Here is a 22,876-nt window from a genome sequence, read left to right as displayed (position 1 = left end):
CATGCAAACCGATCTCGCCTTACAGCTGGCCCAGCGCTTCGGTGCGCTGACGCCCGAACAGCGCCGCGCCTTCCACAAAAAGATGACCGAGCAGGGCATCACGCAGTCGCAGCTGCCCATTCCGCCGCGTAGGACGGCAATCGCACGCGCACCGTTGTCGTTCGCGCAGCAGCGGCTATGGTTCCTGTGGCAGCTCGATCCGGCCGGCAGCGCCTACCACATCGCGGGCGGTCTGCGCCTGCGCGGGGCGCTCGATACCGACGCCGTCCAGCATGCGTTCGACGCCCTGGTGGCACGGCACGAAGCGCTGCGCACCTTTTTTGTGGCCGATGCCGATGGCTTGGCCGATCAGCAGATCGCCGATCCGCTGCCCGTGCCGATCCGGCATGCCGATCTGCGCACGCTCGCCGACCGTGGCGAGCGCGAAGCACGGCTGGCGCAGATTACCGATGACTTCAACCAGGCGCCGTTCGACCTGGCCCGTGCGCCGCTGGTGCGCGTCCAGCTGGTGCGGCTCGACGACGACGAGCACGTGCTGCTGGTGGTCATGCACCACATCGTATCCGACGGCTGGTCGATCCAGCTGGTGATCGAGGAATTCGGTGCGCTGTATCAGGCACGGCTGGAGCGGCGTACCGCAGCGCTGGCGCCGTTGCCAATCCAGTATGCCGATCACGCGGTATGGCAGCGCAACTGGCTCGATGCCGGCGAGCGTGACGTGCAACTGGCGTACTGGAAAACGCGTCTCGGCGACGAGCACCCGGTGCTGTTGCCGCCGGTCGATCATCCGCGCAGCGCGCAGCCTGCATATCGCGCCGCGCGCTTCGACTTCACCGTTCCGCCTGCGCTCGGCGCACAGCTCCATGCCAGCGCGCAGCGGCAGGGAGCGACGGTGTTCATGCTGCTGCTGGCCGCCTTCAAGGCGCTGCTGTACCGGCACACTGGCCAGCACAGCCTGCGTGTCGGCGTGCCGATGGCCAATCGCAATCGTGTCGAAACCGAAGCCGTGGTCGGTTTTTTCGTCAATACCCTGGTCATCGACACCCGCGTCGATGGCCGCACGCCGCTGGCGCAGCTGCTGGAGAAGGTGCGCGACGCCGCCCTGGGCGCCCAGGCCCACCAGGAACTGCCGTTCGATGTGCTGGTCGATGCCCTGCAGCCGGAGCGCAGCCTCAGTCATCCGCCGCTGTTCCAGGTCTTGTTCAATCACCAGCACCTCGATCGGCGCGGCGAGGTGCGGCTGGCCGGGCTGACCGCCACGCCCTACGAGACGGGGCGCCAGGCAGCCAAGTTCGAACTGACGCTCGATACCCAGGAACGCGCCGACGGCACCTTGTCGGCCAGCTTCGCCTACGCGGTGGAACTGTTCGCGCCGGCGACCATCGCACGCCTGGCGCGGCACTACGTGGCGGTGCTGCACGCCCTGGTTGCGCACCCGGAGCGTACGGTCGGCGCAATGGAACTTCACGAGACGGCCGAGCGCGATGCGCTGCTGGCCTGGAGCCGCTGCCCGGTCGGCTACGCGCCGGCGCAGCCGGTGCACCGGTTGATCGAGCGTCAGGCGGCAGCGACGCCGCAGGCAGTGGCGCTGCTGTTCGGCGATCGGGTGCTGACCTATGAAACGCTCAATATCCGCGCCAACCGGTTGGCCCACCGGCTGATCGCCGAGGGCGTAGGCCCCGAGGTGCGGGTCGGTCTGGCGCTGCAACGGTCGGTCGAGATGGTGGTGGGGTTGCTGGCAGTACTCAAATCGGGGGGCGCGTACGTGCCGATCGATCCCGAGTACCCGGCCGACCGCATTGCCTACATGCTCGACGACAGCGCAGTGGCGCTGCTGCTCACGCATGCGCCGGTGCTGGCGGCGCTGCCGGCCAGCCTGCCGCCGCTGCTGATGCTCGACCAGATGCCGGACCAGGCAGGGACGGGCGATTCCACAGGCACAGGCGACTCTACAGCGACAGGCGACGCGACGGCCGCCAATCCGCAGATACCGCTTGCCGGTGAAAACCTGGCCTATGTCATCTATACCTCGGGGTCCACCGGACGCCCCAAGGGTGCGGCCAACCGCCATAGCGCGTTGTACAACCGACTGGTGTGGATGCAACAGGCGTACCGCCTCGGCGCCGACGATACCGTGCTGCAGAAAACGCCGTTCAGTTTCGACGTCTCGGTATGGGAATTTTTCTGGCCGCTGATGTACGGTGCGCGTCTGGCCGTGGCAGGTCCGGGCGAGCACCGCGATCCGGAGGCACTGGCGGCGCTGATAGAACGCCATGCCGTCACCACCATCCACTTCGTGCCCGCGATGCTGCAGGCGTTCGTGTCCGGTATCGCCAGCACCGGCGGCGATGCCGGATCCTGCGCCAGCCTGCGGCGCGTGATCTGCAGCGGCGAAGCACTGCCGCCGGACTTGCAGGACCGCGCGCTGGCCAGCCTGCCGCACATCGCCTTGCACAACCTGTACGGTCCGACCGAGGCAGCGATCGATGTCACCGAGTGGGATTGCCGCGCCGGCGATGCGGTGGTGCCGATCGGGCGGCCGATCGCCAACCTCCATACCTATGTGCTCGACGACAGCCTGAACCTGGCACCTGCCGGCGTGGCGGGAGAGCTGTACCTGGGCGGCGCCGGCCTGGCGCGCGGTTATCTGCACCGCCCGGGGCTGAGCGCGGAGCGCTTCGTACCCGATCCGTTCGACGGCCACGGCGCGCGCCTGTACCGTACCGGCGACCTGGTACGCTGGCGCAGCGATGGCGCGCTCGAATACCTGGGCCGGCTCGACCACCAGATCAAGATCCGGGGTCTGCGCGTGGAACTCGGCGAAATCGAGTCGGCACTGCTGCGCCAGCCCGGGGTGGCGGAAGCGGTGGTGGTGGCGCAGCCGCAGCCGGGTCAGCAAGGACTGCGGCTGGTTGCGTATGTGAGTCCGGTGACTTCGGAGACGCCGATGACGCTGGCGCCGGCCGCGCTGCGCAGTGCGCTGGCAGACTGCCTGCCCGATTACATGGTGCCGTCGGCTTTCGTCGCCATGGCCCGGTTGCCCGTCAACGCCAATGGCAAGCTCGATCGCAAGGCCTTGCCCCCGGCCCAATTCAACGTCGACGCCGACACCCACGTGCCGGTCCAGGGCGAGGTCGAGACCATGCTGGCCAGCGTGTGGTGCGAGGTACTGGGGCTGGCGCAAGTGGGGCGCGACGACAATTTCTTCGAACTGGGCGGCGACTCGATCCTCAGCCTGCAAATCGTGGCGCGGGCGCGGCAGGCTGGCTGGAAACTCACCCCCAAGCAGCTGTTCGAGCGCCAGACCATCGCTGCGCTGGCACCGGTGGCGCAACCGATAGCGGGCGTCACCCCCCCTTGCGGCCAGGTGCTGTCGGACGCCGGCGGCGACGTGCCGTTACTGCCGATCCAGCATGCGTTCTTCGCCACGCAGATTCCGCAACGACACCACTGGAACCAGTCGGTGCTGCTGCACCCGCGCCAGCCGCTCGATGCGGCAGCGCTGGCGCTAGCGCTGCAGACGGTGGTCGCGCATCACCGTGCGTTGAGCGCGCAATACGCGCAAGACGCGCAGACGACGGACGGCGCCTGGCGCCAGCTTGACGGGCCGGCGCCTGCCCAGCTGCTGTGGCAGAGCGTCGCACGCGACAGCAGCGAGGTGGAGGCGCTGTGCCGCGCGGCGCAGCGCAGCCTCGACCTGGCGCAGGGTCGGCTGCTGCGGGCGGAATCGATTACCGTGGCCGATGGCAGCACGCGGCTGTTCCTGGTCGTTCATCATCTGGCGGTCGACGGGGTGTCGTGGCGCGTGCTGCTGGAAGACCTGGACACGGCCTACCGGGCCGCGTTGTCGGGCGCCGCTGCCGCCTTGCCGCCGCCCGGCGCCAGTGTGCAGGCCTGGGCTGCGCGCTTGCACCAGCATGCACGCAGCGCGGCGGTGCGCGCCGAATTGCCATACTGGCTGGCGGTGGCGCAGGCGCCGGCCGCCATCGCTTGCGCGCAGCCGCAGGCGCCGAACACCACGCGTCACGAGCGCAGCGTCAGCCTGACCCTCGATCGGGACGCTACCCGCCGTCTGCTCAAGCAAGCGCCGGCCGCGTACCGCACCCAGGTCAACGACCTGCTGCTGACCGCGCTGGGGCGGGCGCTGTGCCGCCACACCGGCCGCGACGAAGTGCTGGTGGACGTGGAGGGCCATGGGCGCGAAGACCTGTTCGACGACCTCGATATCGGCCGCACCGTCGGCTGGTTCACCAGCATCTACCCGGTGCGCCTGGCGCCGCTCGGAGAACCGGGTGCTGCGCTCAAACGCGTCAAGCAGTCGCTGCGCGACATCCCCGCCCGCGGCATCGGCTACGGTTTGCTGCGCTACCTGGGCGAGGCGGATGACCGCCGGGCGCTGGCCGCGTTGCCGCCGGCGGCGGTCATCTTCAACTACCTGGGCCAGTTCGACGGCAATTTCGACCCGCAAGGCCTGTGGCAGCCGGCGCGGGAATCGGGCGGCGCCACCCAGGACGACGATGCGCCTCTGGGCCACGAGCTGGCGATCAATGGCCAGGTACTGGACGGCATGCTGAAGCTGACGCTGAGCTACAGCGCCGCGCGCCACGACGCTGCCGCGCTGGCGGCATTGATGGACGACTACCGCGCCGAGCTGTGCGCGCTGATCGGCCATTGCTGCAGCGGCGCGGAAGGCGCTACGCCGTCGGATTTTCCGCTGGCGGGGCTGGACCAGGCGAGGCTCGATGCGCTTGCCCTGCCGCTGCAGCGGGTGGCGGACCTGTATCCGCTGTCGCCGATGCAGGCCGGCATGCTGTTCCACAGCGTGTATGCGCCGCAGGGCGGCGCCTATCTGAACCAGCTGCGGGTCGATATCGACGGCCTCGATCCGTCCCGCTTCGCCGCTGCCTGGCAGGCGGTGGTCGCACGCCACGACATCTTGCGTACGGCCTTCCTGGCGCAGGCCACGCCGCCGCTGCAATGGGTCGATCGTGACGGCGGCGTGGAACTGGCCGAGCAGGACTGGCGCAGCCGCGACGATATCCAGGCCGACCTCGACGCGCTGGCCGCGGCCGACATGGCCCGGGGCTTTGCACTCGACCAGGCGCCGCTGCAGCGCCTGCACCTGGTGCGCACGGGAGTCCACCGCCACCACTTCATCTGGACCAGTCATCACCTGCTGCTCGACGGCTGGAGCACTTCGCGCCTGATGGGCGAACTGCTGCGTCATTACGGCGGGCAGACGCTCGATGTCCACGGTGGACGCTATCGCGATTACATCGCCTGGCTGCAGTGTCAGGACAGCGCCGCCAGCGAAGCACATTGGCGCGCACTGGTTGCGCCGCTCGATGCGCCCACCCGCCTGGCCGGCCTGCTGGCGCGGGCGGACGGACCAGTCGCGCCGGCCGGCCACGCCGAACTGGCGGTGGCGCTGACGCCGCCCGAGAGCGTGGCGCTGGCGGCGTTCGCGCGGCGCCACCGCGTGACGGTCAATACCGTCGTGCAGGCGGCATGGGCGGTGCTGCTGCAGCGCCTGACCGGCCAGCGCACGGTCGCTTTCGGCGCCACCGTTGCCGGTCGTCCCGGCGATCTGGCGGGCGCCCAACATCTGCTGGGCCTGTTCATCAACACCTTGCCGGTGATCGCCACGCCGCGTCCCGAGCTGACCGTGGCCGCCTGGCTGGCCGAGGTGCAGGCCCAGAGCCTGTCCTCGCGCGAGCATGAACATACGCCGCTGGTGGACGTGCAGCGCTGGGCCGGCCATGGCGCAGGCGGATTGTTCGACACGCTGGTGGTGTTCGAGAACTATCCGGTGGACGAGGCGCTCACGCAAGCTGCGCCCGACGGCCTGGCCTTCAGCGCCATCGAGCGGCGCGAGCAGACCAGCTATCCGCTGACGCTGGCCGTGGTCCAGCATGAGGCGCCGGGTCTGCATTTCGGCTATGACCGCGCCAGCTTCGACACCGCCGGCGTGACCGTCATCGCCGACGGCCTGCTGTCGCTGCTGCGGGCAATGAGCGCCGGTCCGTCGCAACGGCTGGGCGCACTGTCGCCCGGCGGGCCGGCCGCGAACGCGCGCCTGCGCGCACTGGCGCACAGCGATGCACCGGCGGTGCCGTATGTGGGTGTGCACCTGCGCATCGCTCGCCACGCGCAGCGCACCCCGGATGCCGCGGCCGTGGTGCTGGGCGAGGTGACCATGTCGTACGGCGAACTGGAACGGCGCGCCAATGCCGTCGCCGCCCAGTTGCAGCACCTGGGCGTCGGCGCGGAACAGCGCGTGGGCGTCGCGCTCGAACGCTCGATCGAGACCATCGTGGCGCTGCTGGCCGTGCTGAAGGCCGGCGCTGCCTACGTGCCGCTCGACCCCGACTACCCGCGGCCGCGGCTGGCCTACATGATTGCCGACAGCGGCATGCGGCTGCTGGTCAGCAGCAGCAGCGTACTGCTGCGCCTGCCGGACCTGGACGGCCTGCCGGTGCTGTTGATCGATCAGGCTGCCGACAGCGTGCTGGCCGCGACGCCGGCAAACGGCGCACGGGCCACGCCGCATCCTCACAACCTGGCCTACCTGATCTACACGTCCGGTTCCACCGGCCAGCCGAAAGGCGTGGCGGTAGCCCACGGCCCGCTCGACATGCATTGCGTCGTCACGGCCGGATTGTACGAAATGGGACCGCAGTCGCGCGAACTGCACTTCCTGTCGTTCGCTTTCGACGGCGCCCACGAGCGCTGGCTGACCACGCTGTGCGCGGGCGGCGCCCTGGTGCTGCGCGACGCCAGCCTGTGGACGCCCGAGCAGACCTATGCGGCGCTGCGCGCGCAGCGCATCACCAATGCCGGCTTCCCGCCGGCCTACCTGAGGCAACTGGCCGAGTGGGCGGGCCATGACGCCAGCGGCCCGATTACGCCCGTGGAGCTGTATTCGTTCGGCGGCGAAGCGATGCCGCAAGCCGGGTTCGACCTCGTGTGCGCCGCGCTCAAGCCGCGCTTCCTGATCAATGGCTACGGTCCCACGGAAGCGGTGGTCACGCCGATGGTGTGGAAGGTGAACGCCGATGCCGGCTGCGCCAGCGCGTATGCGCCGATCGGTCGCCCGGTCGGCGCGCGCAGCGCCTGGGTGCTCGACGACTGTCTGAACCCGGCCCTGCCCGGCGTGCCCGGTGAGCTGTACCTGGGCGGCGCAGGGCTGGCGCGCGGTTACCTCGACCGCCCGGCGCTGACGGCGGACCGCTTCATTCCCGATCCGTTCGACGGCGCCGGCGGGCGCCTGTACCGCACTGGTGACCTGGTGCGCTGGCAAGCCGATGGCGAGCTCGAATACCTGGGGCGCATCGACCACCAGGTCAAGATCCGCGGTTTCCGGATCGAGCTTGGCGAAGTCGAGGCGCAATTGCTGGCGCAGGATGGCGTGGCGGCAGCGGTGGCCGTGGCGCAGGCGGGTCCTCACGGCAATCTGCGGCTGGTGGCCTACGTGGCACCGGCCGGCCTGCAACCGGCAGCCTTGAAACAGGCGCTGGCGCAGCAGCTGCCCGATTACATGGTGCCTGCCGTGATCGTGCCGCTGGCCAGCCTGCCGCTGAACGCCAATGGCAAGGTCGATCGCGCCGCCTTGCCCGCGCCCGCGCTGCTGGCGCCGGCCGACAGCGGCGACGCTGCGCCGCAGGGTGCAGCCGAACAGCTGCTGGCCCGCGTCTGGTGCGAGGTGCTGGGCGTGGCGGCGCTCGGCCGCGACGACAATTTCTTCGAGCTGGGTGGAGATTCCATCCTCAGCCTGCAGATCGTGGCGCGCGTGCGCCAGGCCGGCGCCATCATCACGCCGCGCCAGCTGTTCGAGTTCCAGACCGTGGCGGCGCTGGCGCCGCTGATGCAGCCGGTCGCCGTGACGCCGTCGCCGCCCGCCGGTGGATCCGATACACCGCAGGGTATGGTACCGCTGCTGCCGATCCAGGCCGCTTTTTTCGACGCGGGCCTGGCCAAGCCGCAGCACTTCAACCAGTCGGTGCTGCTGCGCGCCGACAGTGAGGTCACCACCGACATCGTCGCTGCCGCGCTCGCGGTACTGGTGCGCGTCCACCCGGCGCTGAGCCTGCGCTTCGAGCACGGCGCCGGTGGCTGGACCCAGCGCCATGGTGCGCGCAGTGCCGCGCCGCTACTGTGGCAGCGCAGCGCCACTGACGCAGCCGGTGTCGAGCAGCTGTGCCAGCAGGCCCAGCGCAGCCTCGATCTGGCGCGCGGCGAGCTGCTGCGCGCGGTGCTGATCGCCATGGCGGACGGCAGCCAGCGCCTGCTGCTGGTCGTGCACCACCTGGTGGTCGATGGCGTGTCGTGGCGCATCCTGCTGCAGGACCTCGATGTGCTGTGCCGCCAGGGTGTGGCCGGTGCGCCGCTGCGCCTGGCGCCGGCCGGCACTTCGCTGCAGACCTGGTCGCAGCGGCTGCAGGCCTACGCGGTGAGCGAGACGTTACGCGGACAGTTGCCGTATTGGCTGGCGCTGGCGCACACACCGGCGGTGCTGCCATTGGCCGATCCGTCCGGTGCCGCCAGTGGCCGCGACGCCGCCAGCGCGGTGCTGCATCTCGAACGCGATGTCACGCAGCGGCTGCTCAAGCAGGCACCGGCTGCCTACCGTACCCAGGTCAATGACCTGCTGCTGACCGCACTGGGCCGCGCCCTGTGCCGCTATACTGGCCAGCACAGCTTCCTGATCGAGCTCGAAGGTCATGGCCGCGAAGACCTGTTCGACGACATCGATCTGAGCCGCACCGTGGGCTGGTTCACCAGCACCTACCCGGTACGACTGCGGCCGCACGGAAGCCTCGGCGCGGCGCTGAAACGGGTCAAGCAGGAGCTGCGCGAGATTCCCGGGCGCGGCATCGGCTACGGCCTGCTGCGCTACCTGGGGCGGGGAGAAGACCGGCTGGCGCTGGCGGCGCTGCCGTCGCCGACGGTGGTGTTCAACTATCTGGGCCAGTTCGACGGCAGCTTCGAGGACGATGGCCAGTGGCGCCCGGCGACCGAAGCGAGCGGCGACGCCCAGGACCCGGACGCACCGCTGGCCCACGAACTGGCGATCAACGGCCAGGTATTCGACGGCAGGCTGAAAATGACATTCAGCTACAGCCGTTCGCGCCATGACGGCGCCATGATCGCTACGCTGGTGGACGATTTCGGCCGCGAACTGGCGGCGCTGGTTGCCCATTGCTGCAGCGGTGAGCAGGGCGTCACGCCGTCCGATTTCCCGCTGGTCGCGCTCGACCAGGTGCAGCTCGACGCCCTCGGACTGCCACCTGGCGACGTGGCCGACCTGTACCCGTTGTCGCCGATGCAGGCGGGTATGCTGTTCCACAGCCTGCACACGCCGCAGGGCAGTGCGTATCTCAATCAGTTATGTGTCGACATCGATGGTCTCGATGCGCAGCGGTTTGCGGGCGCCTGGCGCGCTGCGGCAGCCGGTCACGATATCCTGCGTACCGGCTTCGTGGCGGGCGCGCAGGCGCCGCTGCAGTGGGTGAGCCGGCATGGCGCCGGCGACGTGGCATTGCTCGACTGGCGCGGCCGCGACGATCTGGATATCGCTCTGGCGGCATTTGCCGCCGACGACCTGGCGCGCGGCTTCGACCTCGCGCGGCCGCCGCTGCAGCGCCTGACCCTGATCCGCACCAGCGCCGACCGTCACCGCCTGGTCTGGACCAACCACCACTTGCTGCTCGATGGCTGGAGCACCTCGCGCCTGATGGGCGACATCCTGCGCCATTACCACGCCGGTCCCGGTGCGCCGTTGCCTGGCGTAGCATCGGCAGGACGCTACCGCGATTACATCGGCTGGCTGCAGCGGCAGGATGGTGCTGCTGCCGAGGCTTTCTGGCGCGCCCAGCTGGCGCCGCTGACGACGCCGACCCGGCTCTCGCTGGTTTTGCCTGCGCCGGCGGCAGCCGGCGCTGCCGGCCAGGGCAGCGTCGGTCTGCGCCTGGCGGCCGGCACTGTCAGCCATCTGGCCGCCTTTGCGCGGCGCGAACGCGTGACCATCAACACGCTAGTGCAGGGCGCGTGGCTGTTGCTGCTACAGCGCTATACGGGCCAGGCCTGCGTGGCGTTTGGCGCCACCGTGGCAGGCCGTCCTGCCGGCGTGCCGGGCGCGGACCAGCTGCTCGGCATGTTCATCAACACCTTGCCGGTGGTGGCCGCACCGGCCGCCGGCATGGCGGTCGGTCCCTGGCTGCGTGCGCTGCAGGCGCAAAACCTGGCCGGGCGCGAATTCGAGCACACGCCGCTGTACGAGGTGCAGCGCTGGGCGGGGCAGGGCGGGGTCGCCCTGTTCGACAGCATCATCGTGTTTGAGAATTATCCGGTCGATGCCGCGCTGCGCGCCGCCGAAGCCGATACCCTGCGCTTTACCATGGTCGGCAAGCGCGAAGAAACCAATTATCCGTGGACCCTGGCGGTGACCCAGAACGATGGTCTGTCGCTGCACGCCGATTACGACCGCGCCAGCTTCGATGGCGCGACCGCGCAGCGGATACTCGATCAGCTGGGTGCCCTGATCCAGGCGATGGCGCATAGTGGCGAGGCTCGCCTTGGCGCTCTGCCGCTGCTTGCTGCATCGCAGACGGCAGCCTTGCTGCAGGCGGGCGCCCATCCCGGTGGTCCGTGGAACGATTTGCCGGTGCAGGCGCAGTTCGGGCTGCAGGCGGCATTGCGCCCGGATGCCACGGCACTCGTGCACGGCGAACAGACGCTCACGTACCGCGCCCTCAACCTGCGCGCCAACCGCCTGGCCCATGCGCTGATCGCGCGCGGTGCCGCGCCTGAGGTGCGCATCGGCATCGCGGTCGAGCGCTCAATCGACATGATCGTCGGCCTGCTGGCCATCCTCAAGACCGGCGCCGCCTACGTGCCGCTCGACCCCGGCTATCCGGCCGAGCGCCTGGCGCACATGATTGCCGACAGCGGCATGACGCTGCTGCTGACGCAGGGCGCCGTGCTGCCGCTGCTGCCGGCGCTGCCGCAGACGGTGGCCGTGCAACTGGCGGAGCAACCGTCCGCGCGCGAGCACGATCCGGCCGTGCAGACGCTGAGCCAGCACCTGGCCTATGTGATCTACACGTCGGGTTCGACCGGCAAGCCGAAGGGCGTGGGCATCGCCCACCAGGCTTTGTCCCGCCATGTGCAGGTCTCGGTCGGTTTCTTCGGGCTGACGGCGCAGGACCGCATGCTGCAGTTCTCGACCCTCAATTTCGACGGCTTCGTCGAGCAGACCTGGCCCACGTTGTGCGTCGGCGCCGCGTTGGTGTTGCGCGGCCCCGACTTATGGGACAGCGAAACGTTTTATCAGGCGCTGCAGCGCTACCGGATCACGGTGGCTGACCTGACGACCGCCTACTGGTCGCTGCTGGCGCAGGACTTTGCCGGCCGCGGTCCGCGCGATTACGGCGTGCTGCGCCAGGTACACGCCGGTGGCGAAGCGATGCCGCCCGAAGCGCTGCAGGCGTGGCGCCAGGCCGGCATGACGCACATCCGCCTGCTCAACACCTACGGTCCGACCGAAGCGACGGTGACGGCCACCACGCTGGACTGCGCACCGTATATCGTGCCGATGCTTCCGCCGGTTTCGTCGCGCGCGGGGTCGCCGCGGGATTTGCAGGCACCGGAGGCTGCAGCGGCAGAAGGGGTAGAGGGTGTGGCAGAGGAAGCCGAAGCAGCAGCGGAAACAGCAGGAGCAGCAGGAGCAGCAGGAGCAGCAGGAGCAGCAGGAGCAGCAGGAGCAGCAGGAGCAGCAGGATCAGTAGGATCTTTAGGAGCAACAGGAGCATCAGAGGCATCAGAGGCAGCAGAGGCCGCAAGCGCAGCCGCTGCCCGATCGCCGACAGCTCCGTCCCAGATGCCGATCGGTACGCCGTTGCCGGGGCGCGCCCTGCAGGTGGTCGATGCCGGCCTGGCATTGACGCCGGCCGGTGCGGCCGGTGAGTTGTGCATCGGCGGCGCGCTGCTGGCGCGCGGCTATCTGGGCCGGCCAGGCCTGACCGCCGAGCGTTTTGTGCCCGATCCGCACGGCGCGCCCGGCGCCCGCCGCTACCGCACGGGCGATCTAGTCCGCTGGCGTGACGGCCAGCTCGATTACCTGGGCCGGATCGACCACCAGGTCAAGATCCGCGGCTTCCGCGTGGAGCTCGGTGAGATCGAAGCGCAGCTGCTGGCGCAGCCGGGTGTGCGCGAAGCGGTGGTGGTGGCGCAGCCGGGCAGCGCCGGGCTGCGGCTGGTGGCCTATATCAGCCCGCAGCGCGAGGCCGCCCAGGTGGACGAGTTGCGCCAAGCGCTGGCGGCCGTGCTGCCCGACTACATGCAGCCTGCGACCATCGTCGCACTGGCGCGCTTGCCGCTGAGCCCTGCCGGCAAGGTCGAACGCAGTGCACTGCCTGCGCCGGTCTCGCCCGACCAGGATGGCAGCGACAGCGATCACGTGGCGCCGCAGGGCGAACTGGAACAGGCGCTGGCCGCCATCTGGTGCACGCTGCTGCAGGTACCGCGCGTGGGCCGCGACGACAACTTCTTTGCCCTGGGCGGACACTCGCTGCTGGCCATCCGCTGCGTGGTGCAGGTCAACCAGATGCTGCGGGCGCTGTACACGCAGGACGCGCAGGCGCTGTCGCTGGCCGATCTGATGAGCTGTCCGACGCCGCGCCTGCTGGCTGCCCGCTTTGCTGCCAGCGCGGCTGGCGCCAGCATCGGCGAGGCCTGGCACAGTCTGCGCGCCACCGGCGACTTGCCGCCGCTGTTCTGCTGCCCTGGCTTGCTGGTCAACGCCTTCGAATTCCAGGCGCTGGCGCAGGCGCTGGGGCCGCGCCAGCCCGTGCATGGCTTCATCAGCCATGCATTGGGGCGCGAACGGTGGGAGCAGACCACGGTGCAGCAGCTGGCTGCGGGCTATGCCCGCGTCATCGAAGAGAATACGCCCGGTGGCGAATGCTCGCTGCTGGGCTGGTCGCTGGGCGCCGTGCTGGCCCAGGAAACGGCGCGCCAGTTGCAAGGCCGGGTAACGGTGCGGCTGGTCGCCATGATCGATCCGGTGCTGGGGCAGTTCGACCGCAGCGCCGCCGTCGCACCGGACCTCGACCCCGTGCGCGCACGGGCGCTGCTTGAGGAGTGGTTGCCACGCTCGTCCATGCAACAGCGCTGGAAGCAGCTGTTTGCCCGCATGAGCGCCGACGAATGGGCGTGGTTCGTGCATGAACAGCCAGATCCTGCAGCGCTGCCGCTCGACGGCGACGCCGTTCATTGTCAGGAATATCTGGCATGGAGTATCGCCAGCCATGCGCTGATGGTGCGTCGCCACCGGGCCGGCGTTGCGGACGCCACCGCCCGGGTATGGGTAGCCCAACAGACAGCCGATGCGGGCGTGGCGCTGTTCGACAGCCGGGCACATTTTACGCGCGTGGCCGGCGAACAGGTGATCGGCGGGGCCAGCCACCTCGACATCATTCATGCACCCGCGCTATGGCGCCAGTTGCAGGCGGCGCTGCCGGGTGCAAGCGCATGAGGAAGCGGCCAAATCCTGCCCTCGACGATGGCGCCGGCACCGCACCAGGTACCGGTGGCCGGCTACGCGCGGCGGCGCGCGTTGCACTGGGCGTGATCGGCGCCTACCTGTTCGCCTGGAGTGCTGCGGGCGCCGGCGCGGTGCTGCTGGTGCAGCTGGGGATGGTGCGCAGCGAGGCGGTAGTGACGGCGGCCATGCTGGCGATCCTGATTTACCTGGCGGCGGCATTATGGGCGTTCGTGGCGCGCCGCCTGTGGCCGGTGGCGGCCTGCCTGGTGGGCGGCTGGCTGGGCTGGCTGTGCCTGGGGACAGTGTGGCTGGGGAGCTGACGTCGATGATGTGGAAACAGTTGCGGCAGTCGATGCTGCTCGTGCATACCTGGACCGGCGTGGTCACGGCCAGCGTGCTGCTGGTGGTGTTCTGGATGGGGAGCTTGTCGGTGTTCGATCGCGAAATCGACCGCTGGATGATGCCCGACACCCGGATTGCCGCCGAACCCGGTGCGGTGAACATGGCGCGCCAGATCATGCCTGCCGTGGCGGCGCTGGCGCAGGGCGCGCCGATGGCGGAATGGTCGGTCTTCCTGCAGGGACCGCGTATGCCGGTGGCCCGGCTGAACCTGGTGATGGAAGACGGCGAGGAACGTTCGCGCCAGGTCGATCCGCGCAGCGCGACGCTGCTGGCGCCCGCCGGCTCGTATGGCGCCACGTCATTTTTCTTCCCCATGCACTACCGACTGCAGCTGTCGTTTGCCGGCATCGGCTACTGGATCGTCGGACTGGCCGGGATGGCAATGCTGGCTGCGCTGGTGGCCGGCGTGATCGTCCATGTGCGCATCTTCCGCGACCTGTTCGTGTTCCGCCCCCACAAGGTATTCCAGCGCAGCGCACTCGATCTGCATAATCTGTGCGGCGTGGCCGCGCTGCCGTTTCATTTTCTGATCGTGCTGTCAGGGCTGGTGATCCTGTTTTCGATCTACTTCCCGGCCGGTATGCATGCGTTGTACCCGAACGACCGGCAAGGTTTTCTCAACGATGCGCTGGCGCTGTATCAGCGCCCACCGTCGCCTGACAAGACCGTGGTGGCGCAGGCGCTGCTCGACCCCATGCTGGCGCGTGCGCGGCAAGCCTGGGGCGACGGCGAACCCAGTTATGTGCGGGTGGTCCACCCCGGCAACCGCCACAGCTACGTCGAAGTCAGCCGCGCGACCGCGGACCGCGTCAGCCTGGACGAGCAAACCATCTACTTCGATGGCGTTACCGGCGCCGTGCTGAAATATGTGCCGCTCAAGCCCGCTGCGGCCGTGCAGCGCTATCTGTCCGGGATGCACTTTGCGCTGTTCGAACACCGCTTGCTACGCTGGCTGTATTTTGCAGCCGGCCTGGCTGGCTGCGTGATGCTGGCAACGGGCTTGCTGCTGTGGAGCCGCAAGCGCGCCGCGCGCCATGCGCGGGAAGGCCGGCGTGGTGCGGTACTGGTGATGGTGCTGACGTGCTTCGGCACCACCGGTCTGGTGCTGGCCACGGTAGCCATGCTGGCAGCAAACCGGCTGCTGCCACCGGCGCTGTCGCACAAGGCCGAACTGGAGGTATCGGTCTTCATGCTGGCGTGGTTGGGCAGCGGCGCCTGGAGTGGTGCCGTGCTGCTGTGGCGCCGCCGGCCGGCTGTCCCCTGGGCCCAGCAGTGCTGGGCGATTGCCGGCCTCGCGCTGGCGGCGCCGCTGCTTAACTGGCTGGGAACCGGCGACTGGCCCTGGCGCAGTCTGGCCACCGGTCAGACTGCGGTGGCGGGCGTGGACGCGGCGCTGTGGCTGCTGGCGCTGCTGGCCGCCTGGACCGCGCAGCGGCTAGGGCGTGGCGGGCTGGCCTGAGTGCGACGCCGGACCGGGTTCATGGCGCCGGCAGCGGCTGCCAGCTGCAACTGGTACACAGTATGTCGTCGGCCAGATAAAAATAGTGGACCGTTACGACGGTGCGGGGCGGTATCCGTGCACACAATGCCTGGCGCACGACCAGCGTCAGGCAGCGCTGAGACGTGTCGATCTCGGTTAAGGTGACGGCGTCGAAGTCGAAATAATGGCCCACCAGTGCAAAGCTCGCCTTAAAAAAACTTTCCTTCGCTGAAAATACCAGGCTCACGGCGGTGTTGATGGTCATCGGCCACAGTCGCATTCGTACCAGTTCGTCGGCCGAGGCGACCGTGGTTGCCACGGCCGCCAGCGCGCCGTCATCGATGACCGCTTCGATGTCGATGCCGATCAGCGCCGGCCGGGCAGGGGGCTGGGCCACGACCACTGCTGCCGCCAGCCGCCGCTGGTGGCTGATGCTGCCGGTAACGCCATGCGGCCATAGCGGCTCACGGTGGGCGCCGATACCGACCTCGTGGTGCGCGAGGCCGAACGGCGCCAGCGCGCGCTGCGCCGCCAGGCGGCCCGCAAAAAACTCGGCTTGCCGCTTGCGCACGCTGCGGGAAATGGCTGGCGGACAGACGATGCGGTGCCGGTCGAATGACGAGGGATCGAATGCTGGTGCGTCGAAGGCGACCAGCTGCAAGGGCGCCTGGGAGCCATTCCAGAGCGGGATGGCAGTCACGCGCGGCGCCCTGGCGGTGGCGCGTAAAACAGCGGCGGGTTGAAGGTGGGGTGCAATGTGTGAAAGCTGGCGCGATGGGAGCGCCCAGTCTAACGGCTCAGCGGCGGCGGCGCAAGGTGCCGCCGCCCTCCGCTGTGCGCCTGCGACAGCTTGCGCGTCAATCGCGGCCGAGCGCGGGCGCCGCTTTGCGGGCCCTGGCTACCGGCAGGTCGGGGCGGCTGAAGGCGCCCGCCGGTTGACCTGCCAACTGGAATACCGAGACCAGGCCGCTCAACGCAGCGGCTTGCTGCTGCATGCTTTGCGAAGCGGCGGTTGCCTGTTCGACCAGCGCGGCGTTCTGCTGGGTGACGGCGTCCATGCCGGCGATGGCGGTGTTGACTTGCTCGATGCCGGCGCGCTGCTCGGCGCCGGCGGCGGTGATCTCGCTCATGATGTCGGTCACGCGGCGCACGCTGACCACCACATCGTTCATGGTGGCACCGGCCTGTTCGACCAGTTTGCTGCCGCTTTCCACCTGGTTTACCGAATCGCTGATCAATTCCTTGATTTCCTTGGCCGCTGCCGCCGAGCGTTGCGCCAGGTTGCGCACTTCCGAGGCGACGACCGCGAAACCACGACCTTGTTCGCCGGCCCGCGCCGCTTCCACCGCAGCGTTCAAGGCCAGGATGTTGGTCTGGAAGGCGATGCCGTCGATGACCGCGATGATATCAACGATCTTGCGCGAGGACTGGTTGATCGAGCCCATGGTCTCCACCACCTGCGAGACCACCGCGCCGCCTTTTTGCGCCACGGCCGAGGCGCTCATCGCCATGTCGTTCGCTTCGCTGGCGCTGGCCGAGTTCTGCTTGACGGTACTGGTCAACTCTTCCATCGACGCTGCGGTTTCCTCGAGCGACGCGGCTTGCTGTTCGGTACGGGCCGACAGATCGACGTTGCCCGCGGCAATCTGCTGCGAGGCAGTGGCGATGGTGTCGGTACCGGAGCGCACCTGCTGCACCAGGCCGGCCAGGCTGTCGCGCATCGACTTCATGGCAAACACCAGGCTGTCCTGGTCGCCCTGGCGGGTGTCGATGGCCACCGTCAGGTCGCCGTCGGCGATTTGTCCGGCAATCTTGACCGCGTAATCGGGTTCGCCGCCCAGTCGCTGCACCAGCCAGCGGGTGATCAGGGCTGCGCACAGCGCGCCCAGCACGATGGAACCGGTCAGCAGCGCGATGATCCAGGTGCGCGCCGACTTGTACAGGGCATCGGCCTGGTCGGATGCCGCGTCGCCTCCGTCGCCATACAGTTTTACCAGCTTGTCGATCTGGCCGCGCAGGGCGACGATCAGTTTGTTCGATTCGCCGCGCAGCGACTGTTTTGCCGCGTCGCCGTCGCCGGCGCGCGACGCTGCGCGGATCTTGCCGTCCTCGATCATGTAACGGTCCCACAGCGACAGGAACTCGTCGTAGAGCGCCTTCTCCTCGGGCGTGCCGATCAGCTTCACGTAGGTCGACTTCATCTTTTCCAGGTCGACCAGGTCGTTCGCGATGACCTTGTCGTACTTGTCCATTTCGGCTGGATCGGTCGAGATGACGTACTGGAATTCGCGGGTACGGACACGGGCGATCTGTGCCTTCAGATCCTGTACCACGCGCATGGCCGGCATCCAGCGATCCGACAGTTCTGTGGAGGCGGCATTGATCTGCGCCAGCTTGGCGATCGCGAAGATATCGACTGCTGCGGCCAGTGCCAGCACCAGGGCAAATGCCAGGCCCAGCTTGGTTGCCAGCTTCAGGTTACGTAACGAAGTCATAAAAAATTCCTTCAGGAATAGACGCTGTGCGTCCTGGTTTGTTATACAAAAAGCAGTAGGAAGTCACATAATTTCCCAACGGAAACAAATAATAGCACAGCAGATTTAACCGTGTATGTAACGATTCGTCCACGATTGCTCAGTACTTTCCGTATAGACATAAATTTTCTGACTTCGTCTTGCGATATATCATTTAGTAGTGAAATATCTGCCAAAACCGCGCGAATGGCCGTTTCCACGGGCTACGGCGGGCAAAGCGGGTGTGCGCACCGTTGTATTAATGTGTTGCAACGCAATATCTTGTGGCTTAGTATCCAAGGAATATTTCCATACGGAATTTTCCTGGGAGGGTAAGATGGGTATCGCATTTCAACAATCACCGCACGTATTTGTCACACAACGTGACTTCGACTGGGGCCAAGACCAGGCCGCCATCATCGCCCTGGTAGGGCGCTATTTCAGCGACTTCAACGGCAACGGCTTCTATCCGCACCGCGACGAAGTGGTGTTGCGGGAGCAGCTGCTGGCCGTGCCGTCGCTGCACTATCTGCAGCGCTACATCGCCGGCGCCGAGGCGCGCGGGCTGGCAATCACGGGACTCGGTCTGGCGGGCCTGGCCGAGGCCGAGCGCAACGCCCTGCTGTATGCGATCTCGCTCAGCCTCGGCTATCCGACGTCGACCGATCAGCGCACTCAGCGCGTGGCGTGGGACATCCGCGCCCGTCCCGGCAGCGCGCAAAAGAGCAGCTTTGTGACGTTCTCGGAACGCGTGGGCAGTGCTGACATGCATACCGACTCTTCGTTTTATCCGATGCCGGAAGAACAGTTTTTGCTGTACGTGGTGACGGCAGCCGCCTGCGGCGGCGGCGCTTCGCTGCTGATCGGCGTCGATGACATTTATGCCGAGTTACAGCGCACGGAAGCCGGTCGCGCTGCCTTCACGCTGTTGTCGGACACGGCGCTGCCATTCCGCGTGCCGTCCGTGTACGCGGCCAGCGACGACCAGGTGGAAATCGAGATGGCGCCCGTATTCGAGCGCCGCGGCGACACGTTGACGATGCGCTGGCGCCACGATTCGCTGATCAAGGGCCTGGCCGCACGTCCGGCCATCGACACGCCGGACGTCGGCGCAGCGCTCGCGCTGCTCAACGAGGTGATCGAACAGCGCGCGCCGCGCTTCTGCCAGCAGCTGCCGGACGATACCCTGCTGTGGGTCGATAACCGCCGCGCACTGCACGGCCGCGCCGATTACAGCGATCCGGCCCGTCACCTGATCCGTATCCGCATCTCCGACATGCCGAATGCCGAACGCGTCGGTCCATCGGGCATTTCGGCAGACTGAGCATGGTCAACGCGATTGTTCCGGTACTGCTGATCATTGCGCTGGGTGTGGCAATCCGGCGTTATGGCTGGCTGCCGGAGGCCTTCTTTCCGTCGGTCGAAAAGTTTTCATACAATATCTGCTTTCCGGCACTGCTGTTCAGCGGCACGGCCCGCCTGAGTTTCGCCTCGACCCAGGTCGGCGAACTGGCGCTGGCAACGCTGGTGCCGACCTTCCTGGTGACGGCGGCAACACTGCTGGCCTTGCTGTCGATGCGCAGCTTGCCCGACGCCGCGCGCTCATCGGTGGTGCAGGGCGCAGTGCGCCCCAATACCTATTTCGGCATTGCCGTCTCGGCGCTGCTGTTTTCCCCGCAAACGGCGGCGCTGCTGATGCTGGCGCTGGCACTGTGCCTGCCGGTAGTCAATATAATTTCGGTGATCGCCCTGTCGTGGTGGAGCGGCGTGCCGACCCATCCGGCGCGCATCGCCCGCAGCATCGCCACCAATCCTATCATCCTGTCGACGCTGGCCGGTGTCATCTGGAGCGTGGCCGGACTGCCCTTGCCAGCGCCACTGTTCAACACCCTCGACATCCTGGGTCGGGCAGCGCTGTGCCTGGGCTTGATCTGCGTCGGCAGCGGGCTGGTGTTCTCACTACAAGGACTGAAGCCGTTGTCGCTGAGCCTGGCATCGATCCTGAAGCTGCTGGTGATGCCGCTGCTGGCCGCCAAGGTGTGCGCGATGTTTGCCGTGTCAGCCCCTGTTGCGCTGGCGGCATGCTTCTACTGCGCCCTGCCGACCGCGCCAAACGCCTACATCATGGCCAAGCAAATGGGCGGCGACACCCGGCTGATGGCAGCACTGATCACGTTGCAAACGCTGGTGGCGGCGGTGACGGTGCCGTTGAGTGGGCAGTTTTTGGGGTGGGTGGGGTGACGTGGAAGATTAATGATTTTCCTTCGCCCCATTCCTTGATCGACCTACGATTTGTCAATAGGGAATTACTCGCTGTATTAAACGCAGAAACTGTAATCAAAATTCTTAAGAGTTTAATTGTAGATAGAGATCGACTGCGCGTGCAGCATGCGCTCGTACATCTGGCCCTTGGCCTCGAGCGCGAAACAGTAGGTGTCGGGCCGCACCGGCACGGCGGCCGGCACCTGCTGAGTTACATCACACGAAGAAAAACAATTGCCACTTATCTCACTAAATTGGGTTTAGGCGGATCTTGGTAAGTTTCATCAATTTTAACGCCTTTGGCACGCAGTTCTGCTTCAGCTTTCGCTCTCATAGGGGGAAGAATAGCCAGTTGCGCAGGTAGCGCACTTTTCCAGTCTTCCCTTTTATCTGGTTCGACATAGCTTCTGTAATGCTCATTCTCGCTGTCTACGGTGAATGTGACCAAGTATGCTCCATCTTTTTCGGGATCCAGTAGAGTAGGTTCTCTAGAAAAATCAACCGATAAGTAAACATGATTCGCGTAGAAGGACCACCTTGTGCGACTTGGAATTCTCATCCATTCTTCAAATGTTGGTTCATAGTCGGTGTCCATGGAAGCCGCAGGGGATTCGTTTAAAACAAATTTATACATATCTCTACCTATCAAGCGCGGATCACCTTCATTGATAAATTTTTTCCAGCCAGCTTTGCGAATCGTTTTTAAAATGGAAGTAAATCGCCTGCGTGCTTCATCGTGACTTATCAGGTCGGAGGAAGCTACTCCCGAATAAATAATAAATTGTACAATTCCTTCGGAAGGGGATGTAGGCTCATCTACCGCGGTAACACTAATCGAATTTTCTATCAGAAAAGATTGCGCGCCATTCTGCAATCTGACTTTGTTCTGATCGCCACGTTTCCAAATTCCGACGTAAAAATTAACACCAGGTGGACGGGTAGCGAATTTAAAAACAGGATTTTCCTCGAGAAGCTTAGAGGGAAGTTGATTGATTTCTAGAATGACGTTGTTGTTCATAATATTTTTCACGGCTACATTCTTCTGGCAGCCAAGTAATAGAACAGCGATTAGTAATGGAAATAATTCCACAGTTATCTTAAAATGCAGGGTGATAGTTATATGTTGTAGGTGTCGATATTATGTTAGCCCATCCAGCGACTGAGCTTAACTCATTCCCCATATATTTTTTTGAGTTTGCATAAGTCGGTGAAACTGGTCCGCAGCTCTTCTAATCCATTGCATTCGAGTAGTGAAATCTTGAAGAGTGGTCTCGCTAGATGCGACGGATTTCAGTTGCTCAGATTTCGTATCGCAAGCATGATTAAATAGTCCGGCCTGAATAATTCGAAAATCACGCCAGACAAAGGCTCGGCTGTGGGTAATCCCCCCTGCAAATGATCGCCATCAGAAGTAGAATTTTCTCAATTAGTTTTTTGAAAGTTCTGCAATGAAGACTTCCCGATTCACCGACAGCCAANGGTAATCCCCCCTGCAAATGATCGCCATCAGAAGTAGAATTTTCTCAATTAGTTTTTTGAAAGTTCTGCAATGAAGACTTCCCGATTCACCGACAGCCAAATCATCGCCATCCTGAAGCAGGCCGAAGCCGGCTCCCCGATCCCGGAGCTATGTCGCGAGCATGGCATGAGCACGGCAACGTTCTACAAGTGGCGAGCCAAATTCGGCGGAATGGATGCGTCCCTGATGGCCCGCATGAAGGAGCTTGAAGAGGAAAATCGCCGCCTCAAAAAGATGTATGCCGATGAGCGCATCAAGGCCGAGATCGTTGCCGAGGCTTTAGCAAAAAAGTGGTAGCGCCATCTCGCCGACGTGAGATGGCACGCTGGTACGTCGATGCTGGCCGAGTGACCATTCAGAACGCTTGCCTGGCATTCGGCATCAGCCAGACTTGTTTTCGCTACCAGGCCAAGCGCAATTCTGAAAATGAAGTAATCGCCGACTGGTTGGTGCGTCTGACGAATAATCAGCGCAACTGGGGCTTTGGCCTGTGCTTTCTTTACCTACGCAACGTGAAAGGCTTCAAATGGAACCACAAGCGCGTCTACCGTATCTATCGCGAGCTGGAGCTGAACTTGCGCATCAAACCGCGCCAGCGCCTTGTACGTGAGAAGCCATTGCCACTTGCGGTACCCACGGCGATCAATCAGACCTGGTCGATGGATTTCATGCACGACCAACTTGCCGATGGACGCAGCATTCGCCTATTCAACGTCATCGACGATTTCAACCGCGAAGGCTTGATCATCGATGTCGATTTCTCGCTGCCGTCGGAACGTATCGTCCGGTCGCTGAACCAGCTGATCGAATGGCGCGGCAAGCCGCGCGTGATCCGGTGCGACAACGGTCCGGAATACATCAGCGAGACGACCAAGACTTGGGCGGCCAAGCACGGCATCAAGATCGCGTTCATCCAGCCGGGCCAACCGCAGCAGAACGCTTATGTCGAGCGCTATAACCGTACCGTACGCTATGACTGGCTGGCGCATCACCTGTTCGATTCCTTGGACGAGATCCAGGACTTTGCCACGCGCTGGTTATGGACATACAATCACGACCGGCCACACATGGCACTTGGCGGCATCACGCCGATTCAGAAATTGGCCCTCGCCGCATAGCCTCTACTTCTGGTGCGCATCATTAATGGGGGGATTACC

At 65.7% G+C, this 22,876-nt stretch carries 10 protein-coding genes and 1 pseudogene; 6 read left to right on the top strand and 5 right to left on the bottom strand.

Features of this window, described 5'->3' with window-relative positions; genetic code table 11:
• Window position 1: 1 nt before the first annotated feature.
• From ASF61_RS11400 to ASF61_RS11390, 3 genes are read left to right on the top strand one after another with little or no spacing between them, the layout of a single operon-like run.
• On the top strand, window positions 2-13,534 hold the full coding sequence (locus ASF61_RS11400) for a non-ribosomal peptide synthetase (RefSeq protein WP_056155661.1): 13,533 nt from the start codon (window positions 2-4) through the stop codon (window positions 13,532-13,534).
• Window positions 13,531-13,863 (top strand): hypothetical protein, encoded by a 333-nt coding sequence (locus tag ASF61_RS11395; protein ID WP_056155658.1) that lies wholly within the window; start codon window positions 13,531-13,533, stop codon window positions 13,861-13,863. The genes ASF61_RS11400 and ASF61_RS11395 overlap by 4 nt, the downstream gene beginning before the upstream one ends.
• Before the next feature lie 5 nt (window positions 13,864-13,868).
• Entirely contained in the window at window positions 13,869-15,404 is a 1,536-nt protein-coding gene (locus ASF61_RS11390) for a PepSY domain-containing protein (RefSeq protein ID WP_056155654.1), read from the top strand.
• Between the two features lie 19 nt (window positions 15,405-15,423).
• Here ASF61_RS11390 and ASF61_RS11385 read toward each other — a convergent pair whose 3' ends face one another.
• Window positions 15,424-16,125, bottom strand: a complete 702-nt coding sequence (locus ASF61_RS11385; RefSeq protein WP_162241985.1) for a 4'-phosphopantetheinyl transferase — start codon at window positions 16,123-16,125, stop codon at window positions 15,424-15,426.
• Between the two features lie 157 nt (window positions 16,126-16,282).
• A complete protein-coding gene (locus ASF61_RS11380) occupies window positions 16,283-17,920 on the bottom strand; it encodes a methyl-accepting chemotaxis protein (RefSeq protein ID WP_056155648.1) in 1,638 nt (545 codons plus the stop codon).
• A 355-nt stretch (window positions 17,921-18,275) separates the two neighbouring features.
• On the opposite strand from ASF61_RS11380, the gene ASF61_RS11375 reads away from it, so the two are divergent.
• Together ASF61_RS11375 and ASF61_RS11370 are read left to right on the top strand one after the other, a co-directional pair.
• Entirely contained in the window at window positions 18,276-19,262 is a 987-nt protein-coding gene (locus ASF61_RS11375; protein ID WP_056155643.1) for a TauD/TfdA family dioxygenase, read from the top strand.
• A gap of 2 nt (window positions 19,263-19,264) precedes the next feature.
• Window positions 19,265-20,179, top strand: coding sequence for an AEC family transporter (locus ASF61_RS11370; RefSeq protein WP_056155640.1), 915 nt, complete (start codon window positions 19,265-19,267; stop codon window positions 20,177-20,179).
• 113 nt (window positions 20,180-20,292) lie between these two features.
• Here ASF61_RS11370 and tssK read toward each other — a convergent pair.
• The 3 genes and pseudogenes from tssK to ASF61_RS24590 all read right to left on the bottom strand — a co-directional run.
• Window positions 20,293-20,406, bottom strand: a pseudogene (tssK, locus tag ASF61_RS23320) (type VI secretion system baseplate subunit TssK); the annotation flags it as partial.
• A 35-nt stretch (window positions 20,407-20,441) separates the two neighbouring features.
• On the bottom strand, window positions 20,442-21,230 hold the full coding sequence (locus tag ASF61_RS23315) for a hypothetical protein (RefSeq protein ID WP_156369563.1): 789 nt from the start codon (window positions 21,228-21,230) through the stop codon (window positions 20,442-20,444).
• 135 nt (window positions 21,231-21,365) lie between these two features.
• Window positions 21,366-21,584, bottom strand: a complete 219-nt coding sequence (locus ASF61_RS24590; protein ID WP_373994546.1) for a DUF2515 family protein — start codon at window positions 21,582-21,584, stop codon at window positions 21,366-21,368.
• A gap of 165 nt (window positions 21,585-21,749) precedes the next feature.
• On the opposite strand from ASF61_RS24590, the gene ASF61_RS11360 reads away from it, so the two are divergent.
• A protein-coding gene (locus tag ASF61_RS11360) for an IS3 family transposase (protein ID WP_156369562.1) occupies window positions 21,750-22,837 on the top strand; the annotation gives its coding sequence in 2 pieces (ribosomal slippage) (window positions 21,750-22,011 and window positions 22,011-22,837; 1,089 coding nt in all).
• Window positions 22,838-22,876: the final 39 nt, after the last annotated feature.

The sequence above is a fragment of the Duganella sp. Leaf126 genome, assembly GCF_001423125.1.
In the GTDB taxonomy this organism is placed as follows: Bacteria; Pseudomonadota; Gammaproteobacteria; order Burkholderiales; family Burkholderiaceae_D; genus Rugamonas.
The sequence above is the reverse complement of the archived record's forward strand: the minus strand, read 5'-3'. Positions and strand labels throughout refer to the sequence as shown.